Origin of the sequence: Clostridium chauvoei, assembly GCF_002327185.1 — a bacterium.
Classification (GTDB): Bacteria; Bacillota; Clostridia; order Clostridiales; family Clostridiaceae; genus Clostridium; species Clostridium chauvoei.
On record NZ_CP018624.1, the window covers coordinates 1,396,958 to 1,417,991 of the forward strand.

At 28.4% G+C, this 21,034-nt stretch carries 19 protein-coding genes; all 19 read right to left on the minus strand.

What is annotated here, in order from left to right; translation table 11 throughout:
* Window positions 1-58: 58 nt before the first annotated feature.
* The 19 genes from BTM21_RS06585 to BTM21_RS06675 all read right to left on the minus strand — a co-directional run bounded on the left by BTM21_RS06585 (window position 59) and on the right by BTM21_RS06675 (window position 20,986).
* A complete protein-coding gene (locus BTM21_RS06585) occupies window positions 59-892 on the minus strand; it encodes a phosphate ABC transporter substrate-binding protein (protein WP_021875497.1) in 834 nt (277 codons plus the stop codon).
* A gap of 181 nt (window positions 893-1,073) precedes the next feature.
* Window positions 1,074-2,762 (minus strand): sensor histidine kinase, encoded by a 1,689-nt coding sequence (locus tag BTM21_RS06590; RefSeq protein WP_021875496.1) that lies wholly within the window; start codon window positions 2,760-2,762, stop codon window positions 1,074-1,076.
* Window positions 2,763-2,765: 3 nt separating this feature from the next.
* The gene (locus tag BTM21_RS06595; RefSeq protein ID WP_079481305.1) at window positions 2,766-3,464 is read right to left on the minus strand and encodes a response regulator; all 699 of its coding nucleotides are present in this window, start codon (window positions 3,462-3,464) and stop codon (window positions 2,766-2,768) included.
* 15 nt (window positions 3,465-3,479) lie between these two features.
* Entirely contained in the window at window positions 3,480-4,214 is a 735-nt protein-coding gene (locus BTM21_RS06600) for a purine nucleoside phosphorylase YfiH/LACC1 family protein (RefSeq protein WP_021875494.1), read from the minus strand.
* A gap of 134 nt (window positions 4,215-4,348) precedes the next feature.
* Window positions 4,349-4,804, minus strand: coding sequence for a transcriptional regulator NrdR (gene nrdR / locus BTM21_RS06605; RefSeq protein WP_079481304.1), 456 nt, complete (start codon window positions 4,802-4,804; stop codon window positions 4,349-4,351).
* A gap of 76 nt (window positions 4,805-4,880) precedes the next feature.
* Window positions 4,881-5,204: a YlmC/YmxH family sporulation protein gene (locus BTM21_RS06610; RefSeq protein WP_021875492.1), complete on the minus strand. Its 324-nt coding sequence runs from the start codon at window positions 5,202-5,204 to the stop codon at window positions 4,881-4,883.
* Window positions 5,205-5,379: 175 nt separating this feature from the next.
* The gene (gene sigG, locus BTM21_RS06615) at window positions 5,380-6,153 is read right to left on the minus strand and encodes an RNA polymerase sporulation sigma factor SigG (RefSeq protein ID WP_021875491.1); all 774 of its coding nucleotides are present in this window, start codon (window positions 6,151-6,153) and stop codon (window positions 5,380-5,382) included.
* Window positions 6,154-6,234: 81 nt separating this feature from the next.
* Window positions 6,235-6,942 (minus strand): RNA polymerase sporulation sigma factor SigE, encoded by a 708-nt coding sequence (sigE, locus tag BTM21_RS06620; protein WP_021875490.1) that lies wholly within the window; start codon window positions 6,940-6,942, stop codon window positions 6,235-6,237.
* Window positions 6,943-6,951: 9 nt separating this feature from the next.
* Window positions 6,952-7,752, minus strand: a complete 801-nt coding sequence (locus tag BTM21_RS06625) for a sigma-E processing peptidase SpoIIGA (protein WP_079481303.1) — start codon at window positions 7,750-7,752, stop codon at window positions 6,952-6,954.
* A gap of 226 nt (window positions 7,753-7,978) precedes the next feature.
* Window positions 7,979-9,100: a cell division protein FtsZ gene (gene ftsZ, locus BTM21_RS06630; protein WP_079481302.1), complete on the minus strand. Its 1,122-nt coding sequence runs from the start codon at window positions 9,098-9,100 to the stop codon at window positions 7,979-7,981.
* Between the two features lie 871 nt (window positions 9,101-9,971).
* The gene (locus BTM21_RS06635) at window positions 9,972-11,027 is read right to left on the minus strand and encodes a type IV pilus twitching motility protein PilT (protein ID WP_079481301.1); all 1,056 of its coding nucleotides are present in this window, start codon (window positions 11,025-11,027) and stop codon (window positions 9,972-9,974) included.
* A gap of 109 nt (window positions 11,028-11,136) precedes the next feature.
* Window positions 11,137-11,832 (minus strand): RNA polymerase sporulation sigma factor SigK, encoded by a 696-nt coding sequence (sigK, locus tag BTM21_RS06640; protein WP_021875486.1) that lies wholly within the window; start codon window positions 11,830-11,832, stop codon window positions 11,137-11,139.
* Window positions 11,833-12,005: 173 nt separating this feature from the next.
* A complete protein-coding gene (locus BTM21_RS06645) occupies window positions 12,006-13,631 on the minus strand; it encodes a penicillin-binding transpeptidase domain-containing protein (protein ID WP_372450486.1) in 1,626 nt (541 codons plus the stop codon).
* Window positions 13,632-13,675: 44 nt separating this feature from the next.
* Window positions 13,676-14,293, minus strand: coding sequence for a uridine kinase (gene udk, locus BTM21_RS06650; RefSeq protein ID WP_021875484.1), 618 nt, complete (start codon window positions 14,291-14,293; stop codon window positions 13,676-13,678).
* Between the two features lie 23 nt (window positions 14,294-14,316).
* A complete protein-coding gene (locus tag BTM21_RS06655) occupies window positions 14,317-15,552 on the minus strand; it encodes a peptidase U32 family protein (RefSeq protein WP_021875483.1) in 1,236 nt (411 codons plus the stop codon).
* A gap of 6 nt (window positions 15,553-15,558) precedes the next feature.
* Window positions 15,559-16,203: an O-methyltransferase gene (locus BTM21_RS06660; RefSeq protein WP_021875482.1), complete on the minus strand. Its 645-nt coding sequence runs from the start codon at window positions 16,201-16,203 to the stop codon at window positions 15,559-15,561.
* A gap of 1 nt (window position 16,204) precedes the next feature.
* On the minus strand, window positions 16,205-17,227 hold the full coding sequence (gene mltG / locus BTM21_RS06665; protein WP_021875481.1) for an endolytic transglycosylase MltG: 1,023 nt from the start codon (window positions 17,225-17,227) through the stop codon (window positions 16,205-16,207).
* A 100-nt stretch (window positions 17,228-17,327) separates the two neighbouring features.
* Window positions 17,328-19,154 carry a translational GTPase TypA gene (typA, locus tag BTM21_RS06670; protein ID WP_021875480.1) on the minus strand — a complete coding sequence of 609 codons (1,827 nt, stop codon included), beginning with the start codon at window positions 19,152-19,154 and terminating at the stop codon, window positions 17,328-17,330.
* A gap of 164 nt (window positions 19,155-19,318) precedes the next feature.
* Window positions 19,319-20,986 (minus strand): ribonuclease J, encoded by a 1,668-nt coding sequence (locus tag BTM21_RS06675; protein ID WP_021875479.1) that lies wholly within the window; start codon window positions 20,984-20,986, stop codon window positions 19,319-19,321.
* Between the last annotated feature and the right edge of the window lie 48 nt (window positions 20,987-21,034).

Sequence of the window (21,034 nt, forward strand, 5' to 3'; positions counted from 1 at the left end):
TACTATTTAAATCTTATAATGAAACTGCCCCAAAATTTGGAGCAGTTCAAATTAAGTATTACTTTATTGTAATTAATTTGTTTTCTTCAACTATTTTTTGTCCTGCATCACTTAAAATATAATCAATTAATTTTTTACCTTCTTCTGTTATACTTCCTTCTTTGCTTGCTAATATAAATGGTCTTGATAATTTATATTCTCCACTTTTAACAAGATTAGCTTCTGGCTTAATACCATCAACTGATAATTGTCCTATTTTATCATCTAAGTACTCAAAAGATACAAAACCAATTGCATTTTCATTGCCTTCTACTGTTGTTTTAACATTACCATTTCCATCTGATATAGTTGCATTTGCTACTAATTCATCTGATTTATACCCAACAATTTCTTGAAAAGCATCTCTAGTACCTGACCCATCTTCTCTTGATACTACAACTATTGGCATATCTGATCCACCAAGGTCTTTCCAATTAGTTATTTTACCTGTATATATATCTTTAATTTTATCCATTGTTATGTCTTTTACTGTATTATTTTTATTTGTTATAAGAGCTATTCCGTCATAGGCTATTATAGTTCCTTTTACTTCTTTTTCTTCTTCAGGTTTAAGCTTTCTTGATGACATTCCAATTTCTGAAACTCCATTTATGGTATCCTTAATACCAGCTGATGACCCTACTTGATTAATTTCTATTGAAAGACTTTTATTTTCAGATTCATATTTTTCTGCTACTTTTTCCATTAACGGCCCTACTGATGTAGATCCTGATATTGAAACTCTAACATCGCCTCTTGAAGCACTTCCTTCTCCTGAACACCCTGCAAATACCCCTCCCATCATTGAAACTAATAAAGCTGCATAAACTAATTTTAAGCTCTTTCTTTTCATTAAAAAATTCCTCCAATTATTCTATAAATTATTATTTTATCAATTTCCCTTTCATACTTATATTAGTCCCTAAAAGTTAAAGAAATATTAGTTAAATGTTAAGAAAAGTTACATTACAGTTAAGTAAATTTAACATATAACACAAGAAAAAACCTAGCATTACTACTAGGTTTTACTTATGTTAAATAATTTGTTTTTTTATCTTAACTGTAAATTTTGTTCCAACTCCCAAAGTTGAATCTACATATATATCTCCATTAAAGGTTTTAGCAATATGCTTAACTATAGCAAGTCCAAGTCCAGTGCCACCTTTAGCTCTTGATTTATCCACTCTATAAAATCTTTCAAAAATTCTTGGAATATCTTCTTTAGGTATTCCTATGCCATTATCTTCAACTGTTATATAAGTAGAATTTCTTTTATTATGAATATTAATTTTAACTAAACTTTTATTCTCTGAATATTTAATAGCATTCTCAACTAAATTTAAAATTAACTGTAGAAATTTATCTCTATCTCCAACTAGCATCCCTTTATTATTATTTACAAATTCTATTTTAGTCATCTTTTCATCACATTGTGTTTTAACCATATTAATTACATTTTCAATTACTTGTACAGGGTCAAACTCTTCATTTCTTGAAATATGATTATTTTCTATGTTCGATAATACTAAAATATCATTAATTAAACGTGTTAATCTTTCCGCTTCGTTATTTATTATATCTAAAAATTTATTTCTAGTCTCTTCATCATTTACTATTTTTAAAGTTTCTGCAAAGCCTTTAATTGAAGTAAGAGGAGTTTTTAACTCGTGAGAAACATTTGCAACAAATTGACTTCTCATATTTTCTAATCTTTTTATATCAGTTATATCTTGAACTGCTATAACTATACCTATCAATGTACCTTTTATACTTATTATAGGAGCTTTTTTAATTCTAATTTCTCTTTCTATTGGATGCAATAATTTTATTTCTCTTGTTTCTATAGCTGGCATTTCTTTTATGAAATTTATAATGTCATAATCTATAATGTGCTCTCCTATTTTTGCTCCTATTATCTCCTTATTAATCCCAAATACTCTCTTTGCATAAGGATTTATAAGCATAACTTCAAGGTTATTATCTATAGCTATAACACCACTTTCCATGCTTTCAAGTATAGCTTCTAGCTTGTTTTGTTTATCTACTGAATCATTTATTTTGCTTTGTAGTTGATCTGCCATATTATTAAAGGTATGTGCTAAAGACCCAATTTCATCTTCTTTATAAATAATTGCTCTTTTATTTAAGTCTCCATTTGCTATTTTATATGTAACTATTTCTAACTCATTTAATGGATATGTAATTGCTCTTATTAATTTCAAAGATAATGCTAATGATAAAAGTGTTACAAATATAATTACAACTATATAATAATTAAAATATTTAAAAGTAAAAAATCTAATTGCATATGTTGGTACAGAAGCCCTTATTACGTAATCTTCGGATATCTTTGTTGCATAATAAACTACATTTGTTCCTTCTGTCTCACTAAATCTACTTGAAGAAGCTTCTTCATCTTGAAAGGCTTTTATTATTTCCTGCCTATTTAAGTGATTTTTAAGACTTTTATTTGTACTATCAAATACCACTTTTCCAGACTTATCTATAATGGTAAATCTAACATTATTATTATTTATCTTAAAATTACTTAATGTTTCTTTACTATAATTATCTATATTTATTATAATTTTATTATAATTTTTTAACGTTTCCTTTGTTTTATCTATCTCTTTTAAATTTACTAAACTTATAAATAAACATGTTACTATTATTAATGCAAATAAAACTGTTATTATAGATGAATTTATTATTTTTCTCTTCATTTTCTAATCATTTAGGGTAAATCTATACCCAACACCTCTTATAGTCTCTATAAATCTAGGGTTTTTATCATCTAGTTCTATCTTTTTCCTCAAATATCTAATATGAACATCTACCGTTCTAGTTTCACCTATATATTCATATCCCCAAATTTTATCAAGTAACATATCTCTTGTTAAAATTTTCCCTCTATTTCTTATAAGTATATCTAAAAGTTCAAACTCCTTTAAAGTTAAATCTATCTTTTTAGAAGCCAAATAAACTTCTCTTCTTTCAAAATTTATAGATAAATTATCATAAGTGAAAGTTTCAAGTTCTTCTTTTGATGGTGCTACTCTTCTTAATACTGCTTTAATCCTTGCAAGTAACTCTCTAATTGAAAATGGTTTTGTTATATAATCATCTGCTCCTAATTCTAATCCTAATATTTTATCTAACTCTTCTCCCTTAGCAGTTAGCATGATAATTGAAGTATTTTTAAGTTCTTTATCTCCCTTTATGACCTTACAAACATCAAAACCATCTATACCAGGTAACATCAAATCTAGTAATACTAAACTCGGTTTGTTTTCTCTCGCCATTTTTACTGCATCATTTCCATTGCTAGCTGTTATCACATCATAACCAGAATTAATTAAATTATAGCTTATAAGTTCAACTATATGTGCTTCATCATCTACTACTAAAACTTTCTCATGTGCCACTTCTTTCATCCCCTTTTACTTTATATATGCAAATGAAAATAATCTGCCATAGGTTCCAACTGATGCTCTATATGAATGCATTTTTAGATCTTTACAACAATGAGTACATATATCTAATGAATATACATTTTCATCTAGTATTCCTGCATTTATTAAATCTTTAATTATTACAGTTTCCATACTTAAATTTCTTCCATCAAATAATAATTTTTCTTCTATTCCAGTATGTTTTATAAAATCTTCTTTTAATTCTTCTGAAATTTCATAACAACATTTTCTTATATGTGGACCTATAAATGCTTTTGTAGTTTTTAAATCTATATCATACTCTTTTATCATCTTATCTAAAGTTTTTAAAACTATAGAATTAAAAGTCCCCTTCCAACCACTATGAATAGCTGCTATTACTTTTTTTTCTTCATTTATAAGTATTATAGGGGTACAATCTGCTGTAAAAACTCCAATTGCAGTTTTTTCTTCATGTGTTATAACTGCATCCCCTTCTTTATCTTTTATAGAGTTATATTTATTATATATATAACTTTTATCACTATGAATTTGGTTTAAATATTCTATATTATCTAAATTAAAATCAGCTTTTATACTATTTAAATTATCCACTCCATCTTGTGTATGTTTATTAAAACTTCTATTATTTTCTGCCGTTGAAAAAACAATACTTATATTATTTAAATCTAATTTTAAAAAGTCCTTATATCTTTTAAAATCATCTATTGTTAACTTTTTCATTTATACACCTCTTAAGAATATATTCTAATATATTTTAACATTTAACTAATAGTTTTTCTATTTATTTTAAATATATTATCCCTTTTTAACATACATTTAACTAAAAAAGCTTATTAGCATACGCTAATAAGCTTTTAATTTTTAGATACTAAACTTTTAATTTCTTCTAAAAATGTATTTATATCTTTAAATTGTCTATATACTGAAGCAAATCTAACATATGATATTTCATCTATCTTTTTTAATCTATTCATAACCATCTCACCAATATGCTCTGATTCTACTTCTGTTATCATTTTATTTGAAATTGTTTTTTCTATATCTGACGCAATTTTTTCTATTTGCATTCTTGATATAGGTCTTTTTTGACAAGCAATAATTAATCCATTTATAATTTTTTCTTTATTAAAATTTTCTCTTGTTAAATCTCTTTTAATTACTAATATAGGAATATCTTCTACTTTTTCGTATGTTGTATATCTCTTGTTGCACTTTAAACATTCTCTTCTTCTTCTAATAGTTGTATTATCATCTGTTGATCTTGAATCTACTACTTTGCTTTCTTCAAAGGAACAAAAAGGACATTTCATTATCTTCACGCCTTTCATATCTTGTTATTAATTCCAGTTTCCCATGTTATTATTATACTATATATTTATAATTTTTCTAGATATTATTTTTAAATTCCTCTTTTATAATATCTGTTGTATCAACTAATAGTACATCTATACCTGCTTTTTTTACATGATCCCAAGGAACTTCTATATCTTCTTCTTTACTAAACCAATTTTTATCAATAGATGGTAATATTATAGCTACCACTTTACTCTCCTTAATATCTATAACAACATCTTTAACGAATCCTAATTTAGCACCATTTTTTATATCTATAACTTCCATTGATCTTAATGCATTTAATGAATGTAAGATTAAATCACTATCCATATTTTCATTATTTTCTTCATTCATCATACCACCCATAAAGTTCATTCTTCATCCCCCCATACATTATATATTAATTATTATATGCATCTCCTCTTTAATTAATGCTTTAGCTAAAATGAAGATTTATTATCCTCATTTTAGCTTTCCTTTAATGTTTTTATAGTTTTTATCTTTGGCGATAGGCTATGAAAAATATATAAAAGAGCTCAAAAATTGAGCTCTATACATATTTTTTCATGTGCTTTAAGGCTGTCTTTTCTAGTCTTGAAACTTGAGCTTGTGATATTCCTATTTCGTCAGCTACTTCCATTTGTGTTCTTCCATTAAAGAACCTTAATGTTAAAATTAATTTTTCTCTATCATTTAATTTTTTCATAGCTTCCTTTATAGATATGTTTTCAAGCCAATTTTCATCGCTGTTTTTAGAATCGCTGATTTGATCCATGACATAAATAGCATCTCCACCATCATGATAAATTGGTTCAAAAAGAGAAACTGGATCTTGAATGGCATCAAGGGCAAACACCACTTCTTCTCTTGGTAAGTTTAACTCCTTTGCTATTTGAGAGACGGTTGGTTCCTTATTATTGTCCTTTATAAGTCTATCTCTAACTAAAAGGGCCTTATATGCAATATCTCTTAAAGATCTGCTTACTCTTATTGAGTTATTGTCTCTTAAGTACCTTCTAATTTCTCCTATTATCATAGGAACAGCATAAGTTGAAAACTTAACATTTTGACCTAAATCAAAGTTATCAATGGCTTTCATAAGGCCAATGCACCCTACTTGAAATAAGTCATCTACATTTTCTCCTCTATTATTAAACCTTTGAATCACACTAAGGACTAATCTTAAATTACCTTTAATAAAAGTTTCTCTTGCAGTAGTATCTCCTGCTCTCATACTAAGTAGTAATTCTCTTTTTTCTTTTTCTTTTAATATTGGTAATTTTGAAGTATTTACTCCACATATTTCTACCTTATTAATGATCAAAATCATCAACCCCTTCGGAAGTAATAACATACTGCATTTAAAAGTATTTCCGATAGAGTTTACTTTTATACTAAAGACAACCTAAATCATTTTATTGATTTCTTTTTTAAGTCTACTTATTATCTTTTTTTCTAGCCTTGAAATATATGATTGTGATATCCCAAGCATGTCAGCTACTTCCTTCTGAGTCTTTTCTCTTGTTCCATTTAACCCAAATCTTAATTTTACAATTTCTTTTTCTCTTTCATTAAGATGTTTTAATGCTAAAAATAATAATTGCTTGTCTACCTCATCTTCTATTAAATTATAAACAGTATCATTTTCTGTTCCCAAAATATCCGATAACAATAATTCATTTCCATCCCAATCTATGTTTAAAGGTTCATAAAAGGATATCTCTGCTTTTACCTTACTATTTCTTCTAAGATACATAAGAATTTCATTTTCTATACACCTTGAGGCATAGGTTGCAAGTTTTATTTTCTTTTCAGGATTAAATGTATTAACAGCTTTTATAAGTCCTATTGTTCCTACTGATATCAAATCTTCTACACAAACTCCTGTATTTTCAAACTTTCTTGCTATATATACAACTAATCTTAAATTTCTTTCAATTAATATATCTCTAATTGATTCATCGCCTTTTATTAATTTATTAACTAGTTCCTCTTCTTCCTCTTTCTTTAGTGGTGGTGGTAAAGAATCATTTCCCCCTACATAGTGAACTTTACTTTTAAATAACTTTAATTTTTGTATAATTCTATTTAATAATACATCTAACCTTAACATACTCTCCTCCTATATAATACCTCTTGATAATAATGCATTAAATTCATTTTCTTTACTTAATTTATTATTCTTGCAACTGCAAATAATTGCATCTATAGTTCTCCAATCTTCATTTTGTTGTCTAACCTTAATCTTTTCTCCTTTGAATCCCTTTAATTTACCATCCTCACCTATAGTGCTGTATGAGATATAATAAGCCTTTTCATCTGGTATATTCATAGTATCTATTAGTTCATTTTCAACTATAATACATGGCAAATTAGTTACTGGCTCTCTTAGTTCATTTCCTGTATCTAAAAATCCTTTCAAACATACTTTTTTTTCATTGTAAGAAAACTCGATATCATATAATAAATTTTTAATTAAAGCTCTTTCTCGTAAATAATCTACAATCCTAACTATAACTATGTATAGTATCATTATTGAAACAATTATATATTTTATTGAATAATTGCTTATAATAAAATCTTTTGAAATAGAATATTGATTTTGCATTAATGAAAAGGTAAAACATATTCCACATAATGTAAAGGACCCTATAAAGAAGGTAATCACTGCCTTTATTATAGTTCCTAAAGTTCTTTTTTTAACCGTTAACATTATCATAATTAATGCTACTAGTATTTTCCCAACTAATGATGTAAGTACAGGAATTTTTATAAATAAAGCTAGAGTATATAATCCTCCAAGTACTGCCCCTACATAAATACTCTTCCTATACTCAAATCTTAGTAGCTTCATAGTAATTAATAATAAAAATAGATTTACAATAAAATTCTCAATAAAAACTACATCAACATACACAACCATTCCTTGTTCCTCCCTTGTATTAAATTATAAACTTTGATACTTCAAAATTTTGTCATAATAACTAACCTTTAAATATATTTTTCCCCCTTGTTTTTTACATTTAATTACAGTTATGTAGTTTATTAATTTAAATATATCTACCTTAATTTATTTTTTATAAAAATAAAAGACGAGGATTTATGAATCCTCGTCTTTTAAATACTATAATAAACTTTTAAGTAAATACTTATTTTCTTGATCTTAAGAAACTTGGTATATTAACACTATCTGTATCAATATCTAATAATGGATCTACTCTCTTTGGCTGCTCCATAACTATTTCTTCTTTTTGTACTGTTTCTTTTACTACAGTTCTCTTTTCTACTACAGGCTTTTCTACAGATAATGAATGGTTTTCTTCTTCAAATCCAGTTGCAATAACTGTAATTCTAATTTCATCTGTTAGAGTTTCATCTATAACAGCACCAAATATTATGTTAGCATCTGGGTCAGCAGATTCTCTTACTATATCAGCAGCTTCATATACTTCAATAGCTCCTAAATCTACGCCACCTGTAAAGTTAATTATAACTCCTGTAGCTCCATCTATTGAAGTTTCTAATAATGGTGATGAAATCGCTTGTCTTACTGCATCTTGAGCTTTATTATCTCCAGTACCATGTCCAACTCCCATGTGAGCTAATCCTTTATTTAACATAACAGTTTCTATGTCAGCAAAGTCAGCATTAACAACCCCAGGAATTGTAATAAGGTCAGATATAGCTTGAACACCTTGTCTTAATACATCATCAGCTAATTTAAATGAATCTAGAAGAGTTGTCTTCTTATCAGCCATTGATAATAATCTTTCATTTGGAATGATAACAAGTGTATCTACAGCATTCATTAGGTTTTCAATCCCCATTTCAGCATGTCTCATTCTTCTTTTCCCTTCAAATGGGAATGGTTTAGTAACAACACCTACTGTTAATATATTCATAGCTTTTGCTATTTCTGCAACTACTGGAGCTGCTCCTGTACCTGTTCCACCACCCATTCCAGCTGTGATGAATACCATGTTGGCACCTTTTATTGCTTCTGCTATTTCTTCTCTGCTTTCTTCTGCAGCTTTTTTTCCTATTTCAGGATTAGCACCTGCGCCTAACCCCTTTGTAAGCTTATCACCAATTTGAATTTTAACATTTGCATGAGATAACATTAATGCTTGTTTATCTGTATTAACAGCTATAAATTCAACATTTTTTAAACCTTCAGCTATCATTCTATTAACGGCATTTCCACCGCCGCCACCACAACCAATAACTTTAATATTGGTTAATTCTTGCATATCTACTTCGAAATCTAACAAAACAATTCCTCCTTTAGAAAATATCTACTAGTAATTTTTACTTTGTTCCACATATTATCTTCTTTTCTATCCTATCTTTTCACTAATTCATTATGGCTTTGCAAATTAAATTCTTCTTCACATAATATAATTTTAACTCATTATGTATATCTTTAACAATAGTAAAAGAGTCAAAGTTGAAGAAATTTGTAATCCCAATTGTTTTTTTGTAAGACAATAGATTTATACTACTATTTATCTTAATTATTAATTCCTTAAAAGAAATTAATACAAATGCCATAGAAAATTATACTACTATTCCTATAAAAATAGCCAGTATTTTTGAATTTAACTTTAATAAAATTCAACATTTCTTTTATTCTAGCATCTAAAATCAAATAAAACAACTGTTTATCTACATTAAGTGTTTTAATTCTAATTATATTTTATTTTACATTTAATAAATAAAACTTTTCTTTCATTCTTCTACATAAATATTAAGATATTTATGTTTTAAGAATGTAATTATACTAACACCCTCTCCCATTTTATTATCTTTTGTTAAAAGCAATAATCTTATAACTATTTAATTAGCTTAAACCTTTTTACTATATAATTAATTCTTTAACGAATTTGTACGCTTCTAATATTAAGCTTCTAATTTAATATATAGCTTTTAAGATTATATTTAGAGTTTTATATTATGTAAAGCCTACTTAAATGAAATTTTATACCCATTAGATTTACAATAACTCCATTCTAATCTGCTTGAAGACACTACTATATATACTATTCAACATTAATATAAATTTTCCTTCATAAAATTTATTCCAAATTATAGATTTATAAAAAAACATTAAAGATGTTAACTAAAAGTTAACATCTTTAATGTTTAAAGCATCATTATTCTCTTTATAGTTTCTCTATCTACTGAGTAACTAAAGGCAGTTTCTATACTTATAATGCCTCTTCTATATAATTCTGAAAGAGACATATCCATTGTTTTCATACCATATTTATTGCCCGTTTGTATAGCTGACTCTATTTGATAAGTTTTTCCTTCTCTAATTAGATTTTGTATTCCTGGAGTTGTTACCATAGTTTCCATTGCTACTACTCTACCTGAATTATCTGAATTAGGTACAAGTTGTTGAGATATCACACCCTTAAGCACAGCTGATAGTTGTACTCTAACTTGTTGTTGTTGATGTGGTGGAAAAACATCTATAATTCTATCTATCGTTTTAGCCGCACCTATAGTATGTAGTGTGGAGAATACTAAATGACCCGTTTCTGCTGCCGTTAAGGCAATAGAAATAGTTTCTAAATCTCTCATCTCTCCTACTAAGATAACATCTGGGTCTTCTCTTAATATTGCTTTTAAAGCACTTTCATAACTTTTGCTATCTTTTCCTATTTCTCTTTGATTAATTATACACTTATTATGTTTGTGTAAATATTCAATTGGATCTTCTAATGTAATTATATGAGCTTCTCTTGTGTTGTTTATTTCATTTATCATAGCTGCTAAAGTAGTGCTTTTTCCACTACCTGTAGATCCTGTTACTAAAACTAATCCTCTTTGATTTTTTAACATATCTTTTATAACATTTGGATGTTTAAGTTCATCAAGTGTTGGTATCTTTAAAGCAATAACTCTTATTGCAATTGCATCACTATTTCTTTGTTTAAATATATTCACCCTAAATCTTCCAATTCCAGGTAATGAGTAAGATATATCTAACTCTCCTATTTTATTATACTCTTCATATCTGGCTTCCAATATTTCATTTGCAAAAGCTTCCATATCATCTGGTGTTAACTTATTAGTTCCAAGTTTCATTAATTTCCCATTATTTCTTATAATAGGCGGTAACCCAACTGTCAAATGCAGATCTGATGCTTCTGCCTCTATTGTCTTACTTAGTAAATCACGTAAAAAATACATTTTTATCCTCCTCTTGCATCATAGAAAAGCCCTATTAGTATTATATTCTATAAAAATCGTCACATTCCTTTTTTTTAATACATAATGTTTCAACAGGAGGATATATATTTTATTTGCTTGACATTTCTTTTTTTAACTTTTTAAGAGCCTTCTTTTCAATTCTTGAAACATATGATCTAGATATCCCCATAAGAGCAGCTATTTCTCTTTGTGTTCTACACCTTCCATCTATTAATCCATATCTCATTTTTAATATTTCCCCTTCTCTATCACTTAGAGAAACCCCTATCTTACTATATAATGATTTTATTTGGAGGTTACTTTCCACTTTTTCTAAAACAGAATCTTTTTCACTACTTAAAACATCAATTAAACATATTTCATTACCCTCTTTATCAACCCCTATTGGATCTTGAAGATATACTTCACTTTTTTGCTTTTTATTATTTCTAAATAGCATTAATATTTCATTTTCAATACATCTAGATGCATAAGTTGCAAGTCTTGTTCCTTTAGAACCATCAAAAGAATCTATTGCTTTTATTAACCCTACTGTTCCTATTGATATAAGCTCATCTACATCTTTATTCGGAAAAGTATATTTCTTAACTATATGTGCAACTAATCTTAAGTTCCTTTCTATAAGAACACTTTTAGCTTCTTTATCTCCTTCCTTTAAAAGTGCTAAGTAATACTGCTCTTCTTTTTCATCTAAAGGTTTAGGAAATGTATTACTACCTGCTATATATCCTGTTAAAAATATAGAATTACATAACAGTTCTATTATATTTGATATAAAAAACACTTAACTTCCTCCTAATAGTGCTTATTATATACTATGATTAAGTACGAAAAAATTGCTTATACTATTAAAAATAAAGTTGGAATACTTTTTCATTTACTTTACATTTATATACTAAAAGTTAAGAAAATAAAAAAGCTCAATATATGAATATTAAGCTTTTTCTATACTTATAACTATTTTGCTATAGCTGTTACTACATCTCTAAATATAGGAGCACCTGTATTACCGCCACCTAGATCTCTACCATCTGGATGTTTTTCTCCTATATGTGGTGCAATAACTACTATTGTGTACTTTTTACCATCTTTAATGAAGTATCCAGCAAACCATCCATGATTTGTACCACCTTCACCTGTTGAGGTTCCTGTTTTACCACCAATTTTAACACCTTCAACTTTCGCTTCAAACCCTGATCCTTCCCATATTACTTTTGACATTGTCTCTTGAGCTATTTTAGCAGAAGTTTGACTAAATATTCTTACTGACTCATTTTTAAACTTATGTATAGAATTATTATCTTTGTCTAATACCTCTTCGATTATTGTAGGTTTTATATATACACCATCATTTACTACTGTATTATAAAGACCTGCCATTTGTAATGGAGTTACCATAGTCGCTTGACCTATAGAAATATTATTCATACTATCTTCTCTTTTAGGTTTAACTCCTGTAGCTTCATTTGTACTTTCTCCTTCTAAACCTAAAACCCTTTGAAATAACCCCATTTTTTGGATATAATCCATAAATTTATCATACCCAATTAATCCACCTACTTTTGCAAAAACATCATTACAAGAAATTTTAAGAGCATCTTCTACAGACATAGTACCATGTGCATAAGATTTTCCGTGTTTACTACAAATAACTCCACTACATACAAATGTATCAGTAGGACGTATTAACCCTAAATCTAATCCTATAGTTTCTGTAATTACTTTAAAAATTGATCCTGGTTCATATCCAAGTTGCTCTATACCTAAATTTACATTTGCTTGACTCTCATCCTTTTGAACCATAGCTCTTATTTTACCAGTTTCTGCTTCTGAAACTACTACGCCAACATTTTTTAAGAAACCGTAGTCTTCTCTTTTTAATATTTCTCTTATTTTATCTTCCCACTCTTTATTTATAGTTAACTTTATATTTTTATTATCTGCCCCTTCATCTACTTCACCATCACTATAAACAGCTTTATCATCTAAATAAAACCTTGATTTGGGATATTTATTTTCTCCTATATATTTATTTAATTCCCATTGTAATGAACCTTCAACTTCTTCTTTATCACCTATTTTAGATAAAAAATTTTCTACTCTCCAAGCTTCCTTCGAATCAACTTCATCGTATACGTATGTGTAAATCCCTTTTACATTCTCTAATTTATTTATTTTATTGTATGTTTCTTCACTTACTCTATAGTATCTTTTTCCACCTTCATTCATGATTTTTGTATAATTAAAATCAGTATCTTCTGACTTCATAATAAAATTAAGAGCCATTAAATCTTCCAAAGTTTCTTCATAATTATTTAGCATGAAAGGTTTTGTATCTAATACCATTATATACTTTTTGCTATAGTTTAACATATCTTTTCCATTGGTATCTAATATCTTATATCTAACTTGTGAAATATCTTCAGTTTGATGATTTGTCATTTCTCCTGTAACCATTTCTGTAGGATGAACCTGAAGAAAATAAAGCCTTCCCCCTAAAGCTATCAACAAAATAATGAAAATTCCAAATGTTAATCTTATTCTTTTTAAATTAATTAACTTCTTTCCACTCAAATAAAACACCTCCCTAGGCTTAATTCTAGCCTAGGGAGGTGTTTTTTATACAACTATTTTAATATATCTTTTATTTTGGTAACCAATATATCTATAGCTACTTTATTTTGTCCCCCTTCTGGAACAATAATATCAGCATATCTCTTTGTTGGTTCTGTAAATTGCATGTGCATTGGTCTTACAACACCTAGATATTGTTCTATAACAGATTCTACAGTTCTTCCTCTTTCGTTTATATCTCTTACTAATCTTCTTAAAATTCTTATATCTGCATCAGTATCCACATAAACTTTTATGTCTAAAAGATCTCTAATTCTTTCGTCTTCTAATACTAATATACCTTCAACAATTATAATGTCTTTAGGTTCTATTCTTACAGTTTCTTTTGCTCTATTATGTGCTGAAAAGTCATAGATTGGTTTTTCTATTGCTTTTCCTTCCATTAAAGATTTTAAATGATCTATTAATAAATCATTATCAAAAGCTCTTGGATGGTCGTAGTTTGTTTTAACTCTTTCATCCATTGTTAAATGACTTTGATCTTTGTAGTACATATCTTGTTGTATCATTGCTATGCATTCATCTGCAAAACTTGAAAATATAGCATCTGCAATGGTACTTTTACCTGAACCAGTTCCTCCAGTTATTCCTATTAATATTGGTTTTTTCATTTTGGAAATCCTCCCCGCTTATCTTATAGTTTTAATGTCTTTTTTCCCTTAACTAACATATCATTTTCTTTTAAAGGCACTTCTACCTTTGCAGTAAACATCATATGGGCTCTATTTGCAACATTTGTTTGAATTTCTTTTTCCAAATCAAACATTTCTTTAAGCTCTACATCAAAATATGGTGTATGTGCTCTTAAAACTTCTACAGTATCATTTTCAAACACTCTATTTTTTTGAAGAATTGTTGCAACTTTAGTTTCCGGGTCATAAGACTTAACTATACCTACAATGTCATAATCTCTAACATATGATGATTCATCATAGTTTTGTTCTCCACTTTTTCCAAAGAAGAAACCAGTATGGTATTGTCTATGGCTTATTTTTAATAGTGTTTCCATCCACTCTTCTTTAAATTCATAGTTTTCAGGATCTTCCATATAAGAATCTATAGCATCTCTATATGCTTTTACAACTGATGCTACATAAAACTCACTTTTCATTCTTCCTTCAATTTTTAATGAATGTATTCCACTCTTAATAAGTTCTGGAATATGATGTATCATACATAAATCTTTAGAGTTCATTATATAAGTTCCATTATCATCCTCTACTACTGGATAATATTGTCCAGGTCTTGTTTCTTCAACTAGATGATATTTATATCTACATGCATTAGAGCAAATCCCCTTATTTGCATCTCTACCTAGCATATAGTTAGATATTAAGCATCTACCTGAATATGCTATACACATAGAACCATGTATAAATGCTTCTAATTCACATTCTTCTGGTAAATTTGCTTTTATTCCATTTATTTCATTGAATGTAAGCTCTCTTGCTAATACTATTCTTTTTACGCCTTGATCATACCAAAACTTAGCTGCTTTCCAGTTTACTGTATTTGCTTGAGTACTTAAATGTATTTCTAAATCTGGTGCAACTTCTTTAGCTGCAACTATTATTGAAGGGTCTGCAACTATTATTGCATCTATTCCTAAATCATTTAGCCCCTTTATATAGTTTTCAACTCCAGTTAAGTCATGGTTTCTTGGGAATACATTCATAGTTACATATAATTTTCTTCCTCTTTCATGACAGTACTTAACACCTTCAGCAATTTCATCATTTGTAAAATTATCTGAGAATGCTCTTAAGTTTAATTTCCCTCCACCTATATATACAGCATCGGCTCCAAAATCTATAGCTACCTTTAATTTTTCTAGACTTCCTGCTGGTGCTAAAATCTCTGGTTTTTTCATATTTAATTACCTCCTTTTAGTCACTGCAATTCCATCCCCCATTGGTATTACAGATGTAATTAGCTCTTTATCTTTTGATACAAGATCTAAATATGTTCTCATTCTTTTCACTATTGTTATTTTTCTTCTTTTTACTAAATCATTTGATGCAACCATACCCCTAAATAGAACATTATCTGCAATTATAATTCCATCTTTTTTTAGTAATCTAAGACAATGTGGTAAAAAATGATTATAATGTCCTTTACCTGCATCCATAAATATCAAGTCATATGGTTCTTGTAATTCCTCTAAAATTTCTAAACAATCTCCAGACTTTATTTCAATTTTATCTTCTAAATTAAACTTTTTAAAGTTTTCTTTAGCATATCTTATCATATTTTCATCACGCTCTATAGTAGTAATACTTGGATTTGTTCCTGATGCTTCATACATTAATGTAGCTGAGTATCCTATAGCTGTGCCTAATTCTAATATTCTTAAAGGTTTTTTCATATTAACCATAAATTCTAAAAATTTTGCTGTTTCTTTTTGTGCAATGGGTACTCCATTTTCCTTTGCAAAATCTTCTAATTCCTTATATTTACCTTCATTTTCTCCTATTAAACCTCTAATATATTCTTCCATATAATCATAGGTTATTCCACTCATTTTATTCCTCCAAATAGCCAAGCTCTTTTAGTTTTCTCATAAATTCATGTTCATCACTTGTAAAGAAGTGATGTTTCATATCCTTTTCTAAGACATAGAATAAATAATCAGTTGAAGCAGGTTTTAATGCTGCTAAAATTGATGGCATTCCTGGATTTGATATAGGTCCTATAGGTAATCCATTAATTTTATATGTATTATAAGGTGAATCTATTTCTAAATGTTTATTTAAAACCGTTTCAACATGTTCACCTAATGCATATATAACTGTAGCATCTATTTGTAACTTCATACCTTTTGATACTCTATTAGAAATTACAGATGATATTAATGGTCTTTCCTTATCTACTCTAGCTTCTTTTTCTATCATTGATGCTATTGTAATTATAGTTTCTACATCTTCATCAGAAACTTTCATATTGGTTTCTTTTAAAGCTTCTTTAAAGGCTTCTTCAAATCTAGAAATCATAGCTTTTACTATGTCTTTAGGACTTTCATCCTGTTTGATAATATATGTATCTGGAAATAAATATCCTTCTAAATTATACCTTTTACTGGAATTTTTTTTAACAAAACTAGGTAATTCATATTCTTTTATAGTTTTTATGAATTCCTCTTTTGTACATATTCCTTCTTTTTCAAGCTTTAATGCTATATCATCTACTGTATATCCTTCTGGAACAGTAAATTTAATAAGTCCTTTTGTAGATTCACTAGTTAAGGTATCTACTATGTCGTTAATACTCATAGTATTATGTATTTCATATGTACCTGGCTTTACTTCAAGATCCTTACTTGTAATCTTTAAATATAGTTTTATAAAAGGTAATCCTTTAATCTTATCACTTTGTGAGAGTTCATTTAAGATTCCATAAAAACTATCTCCCTCTTTTACATTTATTATTATATCGCCTTCAACTTTTACTGGATTTTTTATGGTTCTATTAAAAATTATAGAAGGAACGATAATAACAACAAGTAAAACAGCTATTAAAATTACTTTTTTTATATTAGAATTTTTCATAAAAAACCCCCTATATACAAAAGTAAATAGCCTGATAATAGGCTATTCACTTTATTATAATACTTTTGTATATAATTTTAAAGAAATTTTTACAGTTTTCTTACTTTTTAGTTCTGCTTATCATTCTTTTTCTTTGAGCTGGATCTAATTCTCTTTTTCTCATTCTTACTGTTTCTGGTGTAACTTCTACTAATTCGTCAGCATTAATGAATTCTAAACATTGTTCTAATGTCATTTGTCTTGGAGGTATTAGTTTTACAGCTTCATCTGCTCCTGATGATCTTGTATTAGTAAGTTTTTTACCTTTACAAATATTTATATCTATATCTTCTGCTCTAGCACTTTCTCCAACAATCATACCTTTATATACAGGAACTCCTGCTCCTATAAATAAAACTCCTCTTTCTTGAGCATTAAATAAACCGTAAGCAATTGATTCTCCATCTTCGAATGAACAAATTGATCCTCTGCTTCTTCCTGGCATTTCACCTTTGTATGGTGCATATCCGTGGAATACATGGTTCATTATTCCATTACCCTTTGTATCTGTCATAAATTCATTTCTGAATCCAATAAGTCCTCTAGCTGGAATAACAAATTCTAATCTTGTATATCCATTAACAGCTGAAGTCATATTTACCATTTCACCTTTTCTAGGTCCTAATTTTTCCATAACAGGTCCCATGAATTCTTCTGGAACATCAATTGTTAAATATTCCATTGGTTCTAATTTCTTTCCTGCTTCTTCTTTTAAGATAACATTTGCTTTTGAAACTTGAAGTTCATATCCTTCTCTTCTCATTGTTTCTATAAGTATTGATAAATGAAGTTCTCCTCTTCCTGATACTTCGAAACAATCTGGAGTAATTTCTCTTACTCTTAAACTTACATTAGTTTCTAACTCTTTTAATAATCTATCTCTTAAATGTCTTGATGTAACAAATTCTCCTTCTTTACCTGCAAAAGGTGAATCATTTACCATAAAGTTCATGCTTAATGTTGGTTCGTCAATTTCAACGAATGGTAATGCTTCTGGTTCTTGTGAACTAGCTATAGTTTCTCCTATGTTACAATCTGGAACACCACTTAATGCTATTATATCACCTAAAGATGCTTCTGGAGCTTCTTCTCTATTTAATCCGCTATATGTAAATATATTTGAAACTCTGTAATTTGATGTACTTCCATCTTTTCTTACTAAAGCAACCATTTCATTTTTCTTTACTTTACCTCTATGGATTTTACCAATAGCTATTCTACCTACATATTCATTTGTATCTAATGTAGTAACTAACATTTGGAATGGTCCATCTAAATATCCTTCTGGTGGTGCTACATGCTTTATTATAGTTTTGAATAATGGTTCCATGTTGTTATTTTCATCTTCCACATTATATCTTGCAAAACCTTCTCTAGCTGAAGCGTATATTATAGGGAAGTCTAATTGTTCATCATCTGCTCCTAATTCTAAGAATAGGTCAAATACTTCATCAATAACATTTTCAGGTCTAGCATTAGGCTTATCAATTTTGTTTATAACAACGATTGGCTTTAATCCTAGTTCTAATGCCTTCTTTAAAACGAACTTAGTTTGAGGCATTGGACCTTCATATGAATCTACTACTAATAAAACTGAATCTACCATTTTTAATACACGTTCAACTTCTCCACCGAAATCAGCATGTCCTGGAGTATCTACAATATTTATCTTTATTTCATCATAAATTAAAGATGTATTCTTTGAAAGAATTGTAATTCCTCTTTCTTTTTCAAGATCGTTAGAATCCATTACTCTTTCATCTACTTTTTCATTACTTCTAAATACATGACTTTCTTTTAATAAAGCATCAACTAGCGTAGTCTTACCATGGTCAACGTGGGCTATGATAGCTATATTTCTTATATCATTTCTTTTTGTTAATTCCATTTAATTTCCTCCAATATATATCGATTTATTGTTTTCTTGTAAACCTATAACTTATTTTTCCCAAAATAAAATTGGATACACTTCGTATCCAATTTCTAATTTTATTTCACACTAATACTCTTATACATTCTAAGAGTAAACTCAAAAAATGTCAAGTTAAAGCGCTATATTTCCATTATTATAGGCAATATCATTGGCTTTCTCTTAGTTTTTTCATATAAGTATGTTCTAAGTTCATCTCTTATTCTTGATTTTAGGCTTGCCCAATCTGTAATCTTCTTTTCTTCACACTCTTTAAGCACATTCTTTACTATTTCTTTGGCTTCATCCATTAAACCTTCTGATTCTCTAACATAAACGAAACCTCTTGATATAATATCTGGACCTGCTACTACAGTATTATTTTCTTTTGAAAGTGTAACAACTACTGTTAATATACCATCTTGTGATAAATGTTTTCTATCTCTTAATACTATATTTCCAACATCTCCAACGCCTAATCCATCAACAAATACTTGACCTGAAATTACAGAACCGTTTTTTCTTATTCCTTGTCTATTAGCTTCAATAATATCTCCATTTTCTACAATTACAACGTTACTTTCTGGAAGTCCAAGTTTCATTGCAAGTTCACCATGTTGTATTAAATGTCTATATTCACCATGAACAGGGATAAAATATCTAGGCTTTACTAAACACTGCATTAGTTTTAATTCTTCTTGACAAGCATGCCCAGATACATGGACTTCTGCTAAAGATTCATATATTACATCTACACCTTTTTTAAACAATTGATTTATAACCTTAGAAACAAGTTTTTCATTTCCTGGAATTGGTGTAGCTGAAATAATAACTGTATCTCCTTCTACAAGATTAACTTTTCTATGTTCTGATGCAGCCATTCTAGCTAAAGCTGACATTGGTTCACCTTGACTACCTGTAGTTATTATAACAACTTGATCATTATTATATTTATTAATTTGATCTATACTAACTAGTACATCCTTTTCAAATTCTAAATATCCAAGTTCTATAGCAACTGCAACTATATTTTCCATACTTCTACCTGATACTGCAACTTTTCTTCCATAAATTGTAGCAGCATCTATTATTTGTTGTATTCTATGGATATTTGAAGCAAAGGTTGCTACTATAATCCTACCTTTAGTTTTAGAGAATATTCTTGCAAAACTCTCCCCTACTCTTCTTTCTGACATAGTGTATCCTGGTCTTTCAACATTTGTTGAATCTGCCATCATCACCAATACACCTCTTTTTCCTAATTCTGCAAGTCTTGCAAAATCAGTTGGTTGACCATCAATAGGAGTATAATCTATTTTAAAATCTCCTGTGTGAAGTACAACTCCAAGTGGAGTGTGTATTGCTATTGCTACTGAGTCAGCAATAGAGTGGTTTGTTTTTATAAACTCTACTGATACAGAGTTTAATTTTATTACATCTCTTGGCTTTACTCGTACAAGTGTAGTTGTACTTAATAATCCGTGCTCTTTTAATTTAGTTTCCACAATACCAAGAGTTAGCTTAGTGCCATATATAGGTACATTTAATTGTTTTAGAATATATGGTAATGCACCAATATGGTCTTCATGCCCGTGAGTTAAAAATATTCCTGTTACTCTATCTTTATTTTTTAATAGATAGCTTACATCTGGTATTACTAAATCAATACCAAACATATCATCATCGGGGAATTTTAATCCACAATCTATTACAACTATATCATTTTTGTATTCAATTGCTGTTATGTTTTTCCCGATTTCATTTATTCCGCCTAAAGGAATAATTTTAACCTTAGCCTTTTCGTTTCTCAATATGTCCCCTCCTTTTCATAAGATATGTATTACAAAGGATGTCTTCTC